At 74.8% G+C, this 13,754-nt stretch carries 8 protein-coding genes and 1 pseudogene; 5 read left to right on the forward strand and 4 right to left on the reverse strand.

Annotated features, from left to right (window positions below; all coding sequences use genetic code 11):
• Positions 1-113: 113 nt before the first annotated feature.
• Positions 114-1,775, forward strand: coding sequence for a cellulase family glycosylhydrolase (locus L6E17_RS23285; protein WP_236242691.1), 1,662 nt, complete (start codon positions 114-116; stop codon positions 1,773-1,775).
• Positions 1,776-1,837: 62 nt separating this feature from the next.
• Here the strand turns inward: L6E17_RS23285 and L6E17_RS23290 are convergent, their stop codons facing one another.
• The gene (locus L6E17_RS23290; protein ID WP_236242692.1) at positions 1,838-2,200 is read right to left on the reverse strand and encodes a nuclear transport factor 2 family protein; all 363 of its coding nucleotides are present in this window, start codon (positions 2,198-2,200) and stop codon (positions 1,838-1,840) included.
• A 351-nt stretch (positions 2,201-2,551) separates the two neighbouring features.
• Between L6E17_RS23290 and L6E17_RS23295 the strand changes: the two genes are divergently transcribed.
• The 3 genes from L6E17_RS23295 (at position 2,552) to L6E17_RS23305 (ending at position 7,043) form a co-directional block, all read left to right on the forward strand.
• Positions 2,552-2,701 (forward strand): hypothetical protein, encoded by a 150-nt coding sequence (locus L6E17_RS23295; protein WP_236242693.1) that lies wholly within the window; start codon positions 2,552-2,554, stop codon positions 2,699-2,701.
• A gap of 184 nt (positions 2,702-2,885) precedes the next feature.
• Complete coding sequence (locus L6E17_RS23300) at positions 2,886-5,108, forward strand: glycoside hydrolase family 3 N-terminal domain-containing protein (RefSeq protein WP_236242694.1); 2,223 nt, start codon at positions 2,886-2,888, stop codon at positions 5,106-5,108.
• 213 nt (positions 5,109-5,321) lie between these two features.
• Positions 5,322-7,043, forward strand: a complete 1,722-nt coding sequence (locus L6E17_RS23305; protein WP_236242695.1) for an acyl-CoA dehydrogenase family protein — start codon at positions 5,322-5,324, stop codon at positions 7,041-7,043.
• Positions 7,044-7,626: 583 nt separating this feature from the next.
• On the opposite strand, the gene L6E17_RS23310 is transcribed toward L6E17_RS23305, so the two are convergent.
• A complete protein-coding gene (locus L6E17_RS23310) occupies positions 7,627-9,357 on the reverse strand; it encodes a transglycosylase domain-containing protein (protein WP_236242696.1) in 1,731 nt (576 codons plus the stop codon).
• Between the two features lie 218 nt (positions 9,358-9,575).
• On the opposite strand from L6E17_RS23310, the pseudogene L6E17_RS31620 reads away from it, so the two are divergent.
• A pseudogene (locus tag L6E17_RS31620) lies at positions 9,576-10,246 on the forward strand (nickel-dependent hydrogenase large subunit); the annotation flags it as partial.
• On the opposite strand, the gene L6E17_RS23325 reads toward L6E17_RS31620, so the two are convergent.
• Together L6E17_RS23325 and L6E17_RS23330 are read right to left on the reverse strand one after the other, a co-directional pair.
• Positions 10,246-11,805 carry a polysaccharide lyase family 1 protein gene (locus L6E17_RS23325; protein WP_236242697.1) on the reverse strand — a complete coding sequence of 520 codons (1,560 nt, stop codon included), beginning with the start codon at positions 11,803-11,805 and terminating at the stop codon, positions 10,246-10,248. The pseudogene L6E17_RS31620 and the gene L6E17_RS23325 sit on opposite strands and share 1 nt — an antisense overlap.
• 310 nt (positions 11,806-12,115) lie before the next feature.
• Entirely contained in the window at positions 12,116-12,883 is a 768-nt protein-coding gene (locus L6E17_RS23330) for a hypothetical protein (protein WP_236242698.1), read from the reverse strand.
• Between the last annotated feature and the right edge of the window lie 871 nt (positions 12,884-13,754).

Genomic DNA, 13,754 nt, shown 5'->3' on the forward strand with positions numbered 1-13,754 from the left:
GCCGCCAAGGATCTCATGGGAGCGCTCCCATGCATCGGGTGCCTGGGGGCAGCCGGCGCGCCCTGCGCCGCCACGCCCACCCGGGCCACTCGCCCCCGCATCCTGGAGCCGCAGTGAGAACCACACGACGCACCACACGGACCGGGCACCCGCGCCACCTCGTGGCCGGACTGACCGCCCTGCTCGCGCTCGCCCTGGGCGTCCTCGCCCCCGCCCCCGCCCGCGCCGAGACGCCCGCACCGCACGCCACGGGCCTCCACATCGCCGACGGCCGCCTGCTGGAGGCCAACGGCAACGACTTCGTGATGCGCGGCGTCAACCACGCCCACACCTGGTATCCGGGCGAGACCCGGTCCCTGGCCGACATCAAGGCGCTCGGCGCCAACACCGTCCGCGTCGTCCTCTCCAACGGCCACCGCTGGACCGCGAACGGCGCCGCGGACGTCGCCCGCGTCGTCGCCGACTGCAAGGCCCAGCGGCTCATCTGCGTACTGGAGGTGCACGACACCACCGGGTACGGGGAGGAGCCCGCGGCCGCCACCCTCGACCAGGCCGCCGACTACTGGATCGGCCTGCGCGACGTCCTCGCCGGTGAGGAGGACCACGTCATCGTCAACATCGGCAACGAGCCCTGGGGCAACACCGACCCCGCCGGCTGGACCGCCCCGACGATCGCGGCGGTCGGGAGGCTGCGCGACGCCGGGTTCCGGCACACGATCATGGTGGACGCCCCGAACTGGGGCCAGGACTGGCAGGGCGTCATGCGCGCCGAAGCCCGGACCGTGTACGACGCCGACCCCACCGGGAACCTGCTCTTCTCCATCCACATGTACAGCGTCTTCGACACCGCCGGGGAGATCACCGACTACCTGAACGCCTTCGTGGACGCCCGGCTTCCCCTCGTCATCGGGGAGTTCGGCGGCCCGCCCGACCAGTGGGGCGACCCGGACGAGGACACCATGATGGCCGCGGCCGAAGCGCTCCGCCTCGGCTACCTCGCCTGGTCCTGGAGCGGCAACACCGACCCCGTCCTCGACCTGGCGACCGACTTCGACCCCGGCCGGCTCAGCGCCTGGGGAGAGCGGATCTTCCACGGCGCCGACGGCATCGCCCTGACGGCCCGCGAGGCCACCGTCTACTCCGGCGGCCCCCCGGACGACACCCGGGCCCCCACCGCGCCGGGAGCCCCCACCGCCACCTCCGTCACGGCCACCTCGGTGACCCTCGACTGGACCGCCGCCACCGACGACATCGCCGTGACCGGCTACGACGTCGTCCGCGTGCAGGACGGCGCCGAGACGAGGGTCGCAGGCGCCGCCACCGAAACCGCCACGGTCACCGGACTCACCGCCGCCACCCCGTACACCTTCGCCGTCTACGCACGCGACGCCGCGGGCAACCGCTCGCCGCGCTCCGCCACCGTCGACGTCACCACCGCGCCGGGCGGCCCGGTCCCGGCCTGCACCGTCGGCTACCGCGTCGTCAGCGACTGGTCCAGCGGCTTCCAGGGCGAGATCACCGTCCGCAACACCGGCGCCGCCCCTGTCTCCGGATGGACCCTCGGCTTCACCTTCACCGACGGCCAGACCGTCACCACCATGTGGGGAGGCGTCCCCACCCAGGACGGTGGCGCCGTGAGCGTCGCGCCCGCGTCCTACACCGCCACCATCCCGCCTGCCGGAACGGTCACCGTCGGTTTCCTCGCGGACAGGGGCGGCACCAACACCGCGCCGACCTCCTTTACCCTCGACGGCAGCCCCTGCGGCGCCGCGTGACACCCGCCCCGGCCGCCCGCGGGGCGGAGCACCCCGCACCGCGGGCGGCCGGGCGGCGGCTCTCAGGCCGGTTCGACGGTGTAGTGGATGGTCTGCGCGACGATCCAGCCGCCCTCGATGAGGAACGAGTCGGCGCCGTCCCGCACCCGGGTCCGTGCCGCCTCCGCCGTCCACTCCAGGAAGGCGACCCGCCCGTCGACCAGCCGGTTCGTGTACGTGTACGGCGCGTCGGGCAGCTCCTCGGCGAGCAGCCGGGCCAGCTCCCGCACCCCCGCGTGGCCGCGGAAGACGCCCCGCCGCTCCAGGACGACGCAGTCCGGTGAGACGTTGCGCGCGATGTCCTCCTCGAAGCGGTGCTCGGCGGCGAGCCGCAGGTGGTCGTCGAACACCTCGCGCGGCGAGCGCTGACGCAGGTTCTCCGGCACATCCGCCTCCCTGGGGTCCCGCGGCCGGCCCGGCCCGTGCAGCCACCGGGCGGGCTGGGGGCCTCCGGACGGCCGCGTCCGGCCTTCGGCGGCCGCACCGCCGCTGCCGTCCGGGGCGCGGGCCGCCGGTCCGGCCCGGCAGCCGGGCCGCGGCCGCTTCCGTACCGCATGCCTACCAGGCCCGCGGCGGCCCGCGGCGCCGGCCGCGCCCGGCAGGGCGAAGAACGCCCCGGAGGCGCCAAGGCCGCGGTCCCGCGTGGAGCACCCGGCACGGGCCGGCCGGCCCGCGGCGGCGCCCAGGCGGACCGCCGCACAGGGGGCAGGGGGCGCAGAGAAGGGACCCGGACGACGATGCCGCACCGAACGCCCGGCCGCGACGGAGAACCGGCCCGCGACGTGGAGCTGAACCCGCTGTTCAGCCGGGAACCGGTCCGCGTCCCCCGCCACGCCCTGCCCGCCGACGGCATGGACCCCGAGGCGGCGTACCAGCTTCCGCCCTAACGGGTGGCACCCCGCACCGCCCGGGAGTGGCACCGCCGCGACCCCGCCCGGCCCGAGCACAATGCGCCGCACGCCTCACCTCTCCGCCCCGATTCGTCCCCGTACCCGGCCCGGCAGCCCGGGCGGCCCCGTGCCCCCGGGTGCCGATCCGGCCCTCCGCCCCCACGGAAAGGCTGCGTCCGACATGACCGGACGATCCGCACGGTGCCGCCGTTCGGCGGTCCTCGTCTCCGTCCTTGCGGCGGCGCTCGCCCTCACCGGCCTGACGCCGCAGGGACGGGCACCTTCCGCCGCCCGGGCCGCCGCGGGCACCGCCGCAGCGGCCCCGTACCAGGACCCCTCCCTGCCCGTGACCGCCCGGGTGGACGACCTGCTGTCCCGCATGGCCCTGGACGACAAGCTCGGCCAGATGACCCAGGTCGAGCGCGAGGCCCTGCAACCGCAGTCCGCCCTCGCGACCTACCGCATCGGCTCCGTGCTCTCCGGCGGAGACGGCACCGTGAGCCCCAACAACGCACGCACGTGGGCCGACACCTACGACGCGTACCAGCGCATTGCGCTCGGCACACCGCTCGGCATCCCGATGGTCTACGGCATCGACGCGGTCCACGGCGTGGGCGCCGTCCGCGGCGCCACGCTCTTCCCGCACAACATCGGCCTGGGCGCCACCCGCAACCCCGCCCTCGTCGAGCGCGTGGGCCGCGCGGTCGCCGAAGAGGTGTCCGGCACCGGCATCGACTGGAACTTCGCCCCCTGCCTGTGCGTGGCCCGCAACGACCGGTGGGGCCGCACATACGAGTCGTTCGGCGAGACCCCCGGCATCCCCGCGTCCATGACGACGTACATCACCGGCCTCCAGGGCGAGCGGCTCGGTGCCGGACCCGCCTCCGTACTCGCCACGGCCAAGCACTTCATCGGCGACGGCGGCACCTCCGGCGGCACCGACCAGGGCGACACCCGGCTCACCGAGGCCGAACTGCGGGCCGTCCACCTGCCGCCGTTCGCGGAGGCGGTGCGCCGCGGCGTCGGGTCGGTGATGCTGTCGTACAGCAGATGGAACGGCGCCAAGCTGCACGGCCACCGCCATCTCGTCACCGATCTCCTCAAGGGCGAGCTCGGCTTCACCGGCTTCGTCGTGTCGGACTGGGCGGCCGTCGACCAGCTCGACGGGCAGCCCGGCTTCACCGCGGAGGAGGTCCGCACGGCGGTCAACGCCGGCGTCGACATGGTGATGGTGCCGCACGACTACCGGACGTTCCTGTCCCTGCTGCGCACCGAGGTGACGAGCGGACGGATCCCCCTGGCCCGCGTGGACGACGCCAACCGCCGCATCCTGACGAAGAAGTTCGAACTCGGCCTCTTCGAGAAGCCGTACGCCGACCGCGCCCTCACCGGCACCGTCGGTTCGGCCGGGCACCGGGCGCTGGCCCGGCAGGCGGTGCGGGAGTCCCAGGTGCTGCTGAAGAACGAGGGCGGTGTGCTGCCGCTCGACACGTCCGCGAAACTGTTCGTGGCCGGCAAGTCGGCCGACGACATCGGCAACCTCTCCGGCGGCTGGACCCTCGGCTGGCAGGGCGGCAGCGGCGACGTCGCGCCCGGCACGACGGTCCTCGAAGGCATCCGCGCGGCGGTCGCCGACCCGGCCCGGGTGACCTACGACCGGCACGGGCACGGCGTCGACGGCAGCTACACCGCGGCCGTCGCGGTCGTCGGCGAGACGCCGTACGCGGAGATGCACGGCGACCGGCCCGGCGCCATGGGCCTGGACGAGGAGGACCTGGCGACCCTCGCCCGGCTGAAGTCCGCCGGCGTGCCGCTGGTCGTCGTGCTGGTCTCGGGCCGGCCCCTGGACATCGCGGCGCAGCTCCCCGACTGGGACGCCCTGCTGGCGGCCTGGCTCCCCGGCACGGAGGCCGACGGGGTCTCGGACGTCCTCTTCGGCGACCACGCCCCGAGCGGCCGGCTGCCGGTGTCCTGGATGACCGGGGCCGCGCAGCAGCCGGTGAACGACGGCGACGGCAAGACACCGCTGTTCCCGTACGGGTACGGGCTGGGCTACGGCACACAGCCGCCGCCTCCCGCCCCCGCGCCGACACCCGCCCCCGCCCCGGAAGGCTGCACGGCGGACTACGAGGTGACCGGTTCGTGGACGGGCGGCTTCCAGGCGGAGGTGACCGTGCACAACGCCTCCTCGGGCCCCATGGACGGCTGGGCCGTCACCTGGGATCCGGCCGGCCGTGCCGTGACCAGCCTGTGGAACGGCTCCCTCGCGGTCGGCGGCGACCGGGCGACCGTCCGCAACGCCGCGTGGAACGGTGCCCTGGCGCCGGGCGCCACCGCCTCCTTCGGCTTCACCGCCGACGGCGCGCCGCCACCGTCGCCGTCCGCCTCCTGCGCTGCCTCCTGAGCCCGCCACCGCACCGGCACGGGGCGGGCGGGCCCACCGCGCCCGCGACGCCCGGCGGGCCCGCCGCGCGCCGGGGCGCCGCCACCGGGCGCATCCGGCGCCCCGGCCGGGGTGAGTCGCGTCTCACCCCGGCCCGTGCGCTTGTTTGTGCAACGAGTTGCATATGAGGATCGGGGCATGGCGCTGCGCGATCTCCACGAAAGGCGTACCCCCATGACCGATCCGCTGCTGTTCAACCCGCACACCTACGACCCGGCGCACTTCGACCCGGAGACCCGCAGGCTGCTGCGTGCCACCGTCGACTGGTTCGAGCAGCGCGGCAAGCGGGCCCTGAACGAGGACTACCGCTCCCGGGCCTGGCTCGGCGACTTCCTCGCCTTCGCCGCGAAGGAGGGCCTCTTCGCGACCTTCCTCACCCCCGCCGCGGCCGCCGGCGGACAGCAGGACAAGCGGTGGGACACCGCCCGGATCGCCGCACTCAACGAGATCCTCGGCTTCTACGGGCTGGACTACTGGTACGCCTGGCAGGTCACCATCCTCGGCCTCGGCCCGGTCTGGCAGAGCGGCAACGCCGACGCCCGCGCCCGCGCCGCCGAACTCCTCGCGCAGGGCGAGGTGATGGCCTTCGGCCTGTCCGAGAAGGCGCACGGCGCCGACATCTACTCCACCGACATGCTGCTGGAGCCCGACGGACGCGGCGGCTTCCGCGCCACCGGCTCCAAGTACTACATCGGCAACGGCAACGCCGCCGGGCTGGTCTCCGTCTTCGGCCGCCGCACCGACGTCGAGGGCCCGGACGGGTACGTCTTCTTCGCCGCGGACAGCCGCCACCCCGCCTACCACCTCGTGCAGAACGTCGTCGACTCGTCCAAGTACGTCAGCGAGTTCCGCCTGGAGGACTACCCGGTCGCCCCCGAGGACGTCCTGCACATCGGCCGCGCCGCCTTCGACGCCGCGCTGAACACCGTCAACGTCGGCAAGTTCAACCTCTGCACCGCGTCCATCGGCATCTGCGAGCACGCGATGTACGAGGCCGTCACCCACGCGAGCAACCGGATCCTGTACGGCCGACCCGTCACCGCGTTCCCCCACGTGCGCCGCGAGCTGACCGACGCGTACGTCCGCCTCGTCGGCATGAAGCTCTTCAGCGACCGCGCCGTCGACTACTTCCGTTCCGCCGGTCCGGACGACCGCCGCTACCTCCTCTTCAACCCGATGACGAAGATGAAGGTCACCACCGAGGGCGAGAAGGTCATCGACCTCATGTGGGACGTCATCGCCGCCAAGGGCTTCGAGAAGGACACCTACTTCGCGCAGGCCGCCGTCGAGATCCGCAGCCTGCCCAAGCTGGAGGGCACGGTCCATGTCAACCTGGCCCTCATCCTCAAGTTCCTGCGCAACCACCTGCTGGACCCCGCCCCCTACGAGCCCGTCCCGAGCCGCCTCGACGCCGCCGACGACGCGTTCCTGTTCCGCCAGGGCCCGGCCCGCGGCCTCGGCTCGGTCCGCTTCCACGACTGGCGCACCGCCTACGACGCGTACGCCCACGTGCCGAACGTGGCCCGCTTCCGCGAACAGGCCGACGCTCTCTGCGACTTCGTCACCACCGCCGCCCCCGGCGAGGAGCAGAGCCGCGACCTCGACCTGGTCCTGTCCGTCGGCCAGCTCTTCGCGCTCGTCGTGCACGGCCAGCTGATCCTGGAGCAGGCCCGCCTGACCGGCCTCGACGAGGACGTGCTGGACGAGCTCTTCGCCGTGCTCGTCCGGGACTTCTCCGCGCACGCCGTCGAACTGCACGGCAAGGACTCCGCCACCGGCCCGCAGCAGCAGTGGGCCCTCGCGGCCGTCCGCCGCCCCGTGACCGACGAGGCGCGCTCGGCCCGCGTCTGGGCCCGCGTGGAGGCCCTCTCGGGAGCGTACGAACCGGCACCGTGACCCCGCCGCGGCGCTCCCGGCACCCGGCCCCGGCGGGAGACGCGACCCGGGCCCGACCGCACCCGCCCGCCAGGCCCGGACCCGGCCCCGGCGGGCGCCCGGCCACGGGAGGCGCCCCGAGAACCCTCCTGGCCACCGTTTCCTCGGCACCCGCCCCGGCCACCGGGGCGCGTCACCGCGACCGGACACCGGGGCTCCGCTCCCGTCCCGGCAGAGCCGGCCGAAGCCGCCGAGCGCCGAGAGGCGGGCGAGGCCGCCGGTCGGCCACCGGGGCCGCCCTGTAACCGCCCGCACCCCGGGGCACCTTCCTCCGTGCCGGCAACCGAGGCGCCCGGGAACCGGCCCGCACCACCGAAGCACCCGGGAACCGGCCCGCTCCACCGGGCCGCCCCTGCACCGGACAGGCCGGCGGGCCACCGGGGCGCTCCCTACGGCGCGGCCGGTGCACCGTCCCCGGCCGGCGCACCCGCCATGTAGGCCGACCACACCCGCAGGGGGAGGGAGCCGGCCCCGCCCGGCGCGTCCGCTCCCGCACCGTCGAGCGGCAGCAGCCCGCCGCCACCGGGGGCGGTGCGGAACACGGTCACGGCGGTCGACCACTCGTCCCCGTAGCCGACGAACCACGCCGCGGGAATGCGGTCCCTGCCGTCCGTGCGCCCGGCCGCGACCGGCCCGAGCGTCCGCAGCGTGCCCGCGTCCACCGAGTCGACCGCCACGTCCCGCAGCGCCCTGGTGAGCTCGCGCGCCGCCGCCCGGTCCAGCGCCTGCCGGGCGGACGGCCGCTCCAGGCCCTCCAGCGCCCGGCCCCGATAGCTCGCGGACACCACCGAGTACGGCGCGGCCCGCCGCCCTCCCCGGCGAACGTCGCGTACGCCCCCGCCATCCGGATGGCGCTCGGCGTGGACGTGCCGAGCGCGAACGACGCGTCCAGCGCACCCAGGCTTCGCGGCAGCAGACCGGCGGCGACCGCCACATCCCGCACCCGGTCCGGCCCGACCGCCGCACCCAGCCTGCGGAACGCCTCCTGGTCGCCCCGCACCAGCGCGCGGCGCAGCCGCAGTGTGCCCGGCGGCGCGGCCCCGCGCGCGCCGCCGCCCACCCGCGAGCCGGGGCCAGCACCGCCCCGGGCGGGCACGCCGATCCTGCCGTCCTCCAGCGCCGCCGCCAGGACGAACGGCTTGAACGCCGACCCCACGGGCACCCCCGCCGTGTCGGCGTTGCTGGTGAAGTGCCGCGTCGCGTCCACCCCGCCGTACAGGGCCGCCACCGCGCCGTCCGCGACCCGCACCGACGCCGCACCGAACTGCACCTCACCGCCGCCCCGGCCCTCCTGCGGGGAGACTCCCTCCACGGCCTGCCGCAGCCGCTCCACCGCGGCCCGGTCGAACGTGGTGCGGATGCGGTAGCCGCCCCGCCCCAGGACCTCCGGCGTGAGACCCGTCCGGTTCCTCAGGTCCTTGTTGGCCGCGTCCACCAGATACCCCACCTGCCCCGCCAGGCCGCCCGCCGGCTTGCGCGGCCGCGGCTCGGGGAACGCCGTGTACCGCGCCCGCTCCTCACGCGACATCAGTCCGAGGTCCACCTGCCGGTCCAGGACGTACCGCCACCGCGCCTCCGCCCTGCGCCGGTGCGCCTCGCCGAGCGCCGGGTCGTACAGGTCCCCGTTCTTCAGGAGCGCGACGAGCAGGGCGCTGCGGGACGGGTCGAGGCGCTCCACGTCCGTTCCGTAGTACGCCACCGCCGCCGCCTGCACCCCGTAGGCGTCCCGGCCGAACCAGCTCGTGTTCAGGTACCCCTGGAGGATCTCGTCCTTGGACTGCGTCCGCGACAGCTTGACCGCCAGGCACAGCTCGCGCAGCTTGCGCTCGACGGTCTGCTCCTGCGTGAGGAACGTGTTCTTCACGTACTGCTGCGTGATCGTGGATCCGCCCTGCAGCTCACCGCCGCGCGCCAGGCCCACCACGGCCCGCGCGAGCCCGCTGACGGAGAACCCCGGGTCGCTGCGGAAGGTGGCGTTCTCCGCCGCGATCGCCGCGTTCTGCAGCGCCGCCGGCACCTGGGACAGCGGCACGCTCTGCCGGTTCACCGCCCCGACGCTCACCATCTGCGAGCCGTCGGCCCAGTAGTACACCGTCGCCTCGGCCCGCGCGTCCGGGTTCGGGTCGGGCAGGGGCGTCGTCGCGTACACCCAGCCGACCGCCCCGCCGAGCGCGCACAGCCCGAGGAACGCGAGCCCCAGCAACTGCCGCCACGACGGGACGAACCGGCCCGCTCCGCGACGCCCCCGGCGGGGGTAGTCGACACGACGTTTCACGATGGCGTGGCCTCTTTCGTACGGGGACTGCTGCGCCCTCTCGTACGGGGCCCGCCGACCCCCCGTTCAGCCGCCGCGGGCCCCGGGACGGCCGCCGCGACCGCTGGTCCGGGGGCCGCGCCGCCAGGGACGGAGGCGGACGTGCGGGCACGCCGGGCGCGGGCGCCGCACGCGTGGTCCACGTCCCGGGCCGGCCGGTCCGCTCCCACCCGTCCGGGTATATCGAGACCTTCGCCACTTCCGCGTCGATCTCCGCCACGTCCGCGTCGACTACGAGCTGCGCGGCCGCCCCGTCGACCGCGGGCAGCTCCTGGACGTCGCCACCGCCTTCCTCCGCGGCCGCAAGCCGGACATCCCCGACCACAGCGTGTGCTTCGCCTGCAAGCGGCGCGGAACGGTCCGCGTCACCGTCGCCCACGGCACCCCTGCCTCGGTCCCGGCCCGGCACCGGCTACGGAGCCACCGAGGTCCCCCGCGGCCTGCTCTGCCACCGCTGCACCCTGGCCTCCGACGGCACCCTCACCGACGCCCGGCTCGTCCCGCCGACCGCCCGGAACCAGGGCGCCATCGCGCACGACCTGCGCCGTCTCGTCCAGGCCGCGCTCGGCGGCCGGGGGTTTCCCGCCGACGACGCCGAGCTCACCCGGCCGTGCGAGCGGGCCGTACGCCACCACGACCCGTGCATCTCCTGCGCCGCCCACTTCCTGCCACTGACCGTGACGCGCACCTGGCGGGCGCGCCCCGGCCCGTCCGCCGACGCGACGCGCCGACCGCCACTGCTGCCGGTCGGCGCGCTGCCCGGACCTGCCGCCAGGCGTGCTCTCGACAGTCCGCAGTCCGTCTGCCGCCGCCCTCGGGAGCGGACGACGTTCCCGCGGAGGGACCTGCCTAGCTGGCGTAGGTCTCGTACTCGGCGATCCGCGGCGTCCCCGTGGAGCTGGTGACCTCGAAGGTGATCTTGCGGAGGGTGGTCCGCGGGAAGGTGATGACGCCCGCGCCGTTGCCGGAGGCCAGGACCGTGCCTGCGTCGGCGTCGACCACGCGCCAGCCGCCGATGTTGCCGGCGGCTCCCGACGCCTCACGGATGTTGATCACGGATACGGCCGTCGGCGTGCCCCACTTGATGGAGATGGAGCCGGTCGGTCCGGTCGGGGACCAGTACGTGCCCGGGTCGCCGTCCCGCACGTTGCCGTAGCTCGTTCCGTCGGCCTTGCCGGAGCCGTCGGAGCCGGCTCCGATGCTGAGGTTCGTGCCGGACGGCTGGGTCGGCCCCGGCGTGGGCTCGGTGGGGGTGGGCGTGGGAGTGGGCTCGCCCGGGGTGGGCGTCGGCGTCGGGCTCTGCGGCGAGCAGGCGCCGTCCGACACCAGCAGCCCCTTGTCCGCGCCCGCGGTCCGGTGCACGATCCCCGGCACGCAGCCGGCCGGGTCGAGGCGGTAGGGGTAGGGGATGCTGACGGTGGTGTTGGAACGGGGGTCGGGCCCTGCGGGGTTGTTGTCGTCACCGGGGCTGGACCACGTCACGTTGTCGAAGACGTTGCCGCTGACCTGCCAGTAGCCGGCGGCGTCGGTGTAGAACGTGCCGAGGACGTCCTTGGAGTCCTTGAAGTAGTTGCTGTCCACCTTGGCCCGGGCGCCCGCCCGGGAGTTGATGCCGGACGAATTGAGGCTCACGTAGTAGTTGTTGTACATGTGGGCGATGCCGCCGCGGAGCAGGGGCGCGCGGGAGTCGATGTTCTCGTACAGGTTGTGGTGGTAGGTGACGAAGCCGTTCGAGAGGTCGCTCTCACTGGACCCGACGAGGCCGCCGCGGCCGGAGTTGCGCAGGATGCTGTACGACAGAGTCACGTACTGGGTGTCGTTCTTCATGTCGAACAGGCCGTCGTAGCCCTCCGACTCGCCGCCCGACGCCTCCAGCGTGACGTGGTCGACCCACACGTTGCGGACGCCGCTCTCCATCCCGATGGCGTCGCCGCCGTTGGACGTGGGGGAGCCGGACTTCTTCACGTTCCGGACGGTCACGCTCTGGATGATGATGTTGCTGGCCTCGCGGATGTGGATGCCGAGCTGGTCGAAGACGGCGCCGCTGCCGACACCGACGAGGGTGACGTTGCTGATCTGCTTGAGCTCGATCACCCCGTCCGCGGTGTTGCAGCTGCCGCCTGACACCTTGCTGGTGTTGCCGTGGTTGATGGTGCCCTCGACCTGGATGGTGATCGGGGTGCTGCTGCTGGCCCGGTTGCACAGCGCCGCGTGGATCGCCGTGCCCGTGGTGGCCCGCACGGTCTGCCCGCCCGCCCCGCCGGTGGTCCCGCCGTTGCGGGAGGCGTAGCCGGTGGCGCTTCCGGTGGCCGCCGACGCCTCGGGCGTCGACAGCACCACGCCGGTCGTGGCCGCGATGGCCAAGGTGGCCAGTGCCGCGCAGAGCCGCAGTGCGACTGGTCGTCTCATTCTCGCCTCCTGGTTCGCTTTCGCGTGCTGGGTGCTGTGTCTGTGTGACATCGCGGAGACCCGCTTGTGAAAGCGCTTTCTTTTCCGGGAGGGTAGGGGTGGGGCATGGACATGGCAAGGCTGGGTGCAAGGGTCGGATGGGTCGGATGGGGGGCCGCACGGCACCGCGGCGCGCGCGGACGGTGCGGGGCGGCCCGCAGAAGCAGGCCGCCGCCCCTGAGCCGCAGGGCCCGAAGCCGCGCTCATCGGCCCACCTGCGCCCCTCCCAAGGGCCCGGACCCGAGGCCCGCGTGCGAGCGGGCGCCGCCCGTCAGGCCGGCGCGCCCCAGGCCGCTGCGAGCCCCTCCAGCCAGGCAGGCGGCAGCTCGGCGGCGTCCCACTCCTCCCGCAGCACCGACGGCGCCGTGGCGAGCCGCTCCAGGACGGCGATGCTGGTGGGGGAGTGCAGCAGGGAGTAGCGTCCGTGCACCGCGATCCGGCTGCCGGGCCCGAACTCCCCGTACAACCGCTCCAGCCGCTCCCGGTGCCCCGAGGCGAACGCGGTCAGCCGTCCCGCGTAGTCCGCGCGCTGCCTCGGCCCCATGGTGCCGAGGACGGCGGTCAGCACCTGCTCGGACACCTCGGGGTCGAGGTCGGACACCTCGGTGAACGACAGGTACAGGGGCACCACCGCCACCCTCGCCCGGTCCACCTGCATCCGCCTCACGGGAGGACGGCCCGCCGGCGAGGAACCGGCCGCGTCCCGGGCGTCCGGGGTGCCCGACAGGTCCGCCGGGTCGCCGGCGACAGCCCGCCGCAGGGCCCGCTCGGCGAGGAGGCCCAGCTCGCCGACGGCGGCCCTGCTGCCGTCCGCCCAACCCGCCTCGTAGAGCGGCCCCTTGCCCGGGGGCGCGGTCCGCGCGGCGGCGTCCACGTGCCGGTGCGCGAGGGTGAGGGCACCGGCCTCGATCAGCCCGATCAGCTCTTCCGCGTCACCGGAGTAGACCCCCGCCCGGGCGAGGAGCTGCCGAAGTGTCTGCCTCGCGTTGCCGACGCTGACCTCGTCCAGATGCTGCCGGCCTGCCTCGGCGGCGTCCATGGTTCCCTCCTCGTCGCACGGCTTGCGAGCGCCCGCGCAGACGCTCCCTCCGAAGGTGTAACGCGCGGTGCCGCTCATCGGCTCCCCACCATGCCGCACGTCGCCCGCCCGGTCCGCCGCCGCACCCCGGCGGCGGACCGGGCGGGCAGACCGCCGGCTCGGCCGTGCCGCACTGTGCCGCGCTGTGCCTGAAGCGCAGGGCCGACCGCGCGCGGACGACCGCCGTGGGCGTGACGGGCAGGTCCTGTGCCGCCGTGGCCACGGGACCGCCCGTGCCTGTCCGACCGCCCGAACCTGTCGGCTCATGCGGCCCACCCCGTCACATCCCTACGCCGGTACGCCAGTACGTCGATACGCCAGTACGGCCGCCGTGCCCGCCGACGGCCCTTGCGCTGCCACGCCCCCAGCCATGTCCGCGCGCCCCCAGCCGTGTCCGCGCGCTTCGCGTACGGAGAGCCGCCCACGGCCCGATCGCGGAGTACGGTCCCGCATCCTGGCCCGGCAGCGGCCAAGACCGGCAGCGGCCAAGACCGGCAGCGGCCAAGACCGGCAGCGGCCAAGACCGGCAGCGGCAAAGACCGGCAGCGGCCGCGACCGGGGAGCGGTCAGGACCGCAGCGGCCGTGGTCGACGTGACGGCGAGGCGCACCGCCGGAGGCCCGCGTCGGGTACCGCCACCCGGCGACCGCCGTACGGCCCCGGTGGGGACACGCCGCCCCGGCGTCGGCACGTGTGGGGGACACCGCCCCGCAGCCCGCAGCCCGCAGCCCGCAGCCCGCAGTCGGCAAGCCGCAGCCCGGAGCCCCCAGCCCGAAGTCCGCAGCCCGTGCCCGCCGCCCGGAGCCCTCAGCTCGAAGTCCGCAGGCCGTGCC

It is taken from the genome of Streptomyces sp. CC228A (assembly GCF_021390935.1).
GTDB lineage: Bacteria > Actinomycetota > Actinomycetes > Streptomycetales > Streptomycetaceae > Streptomyces.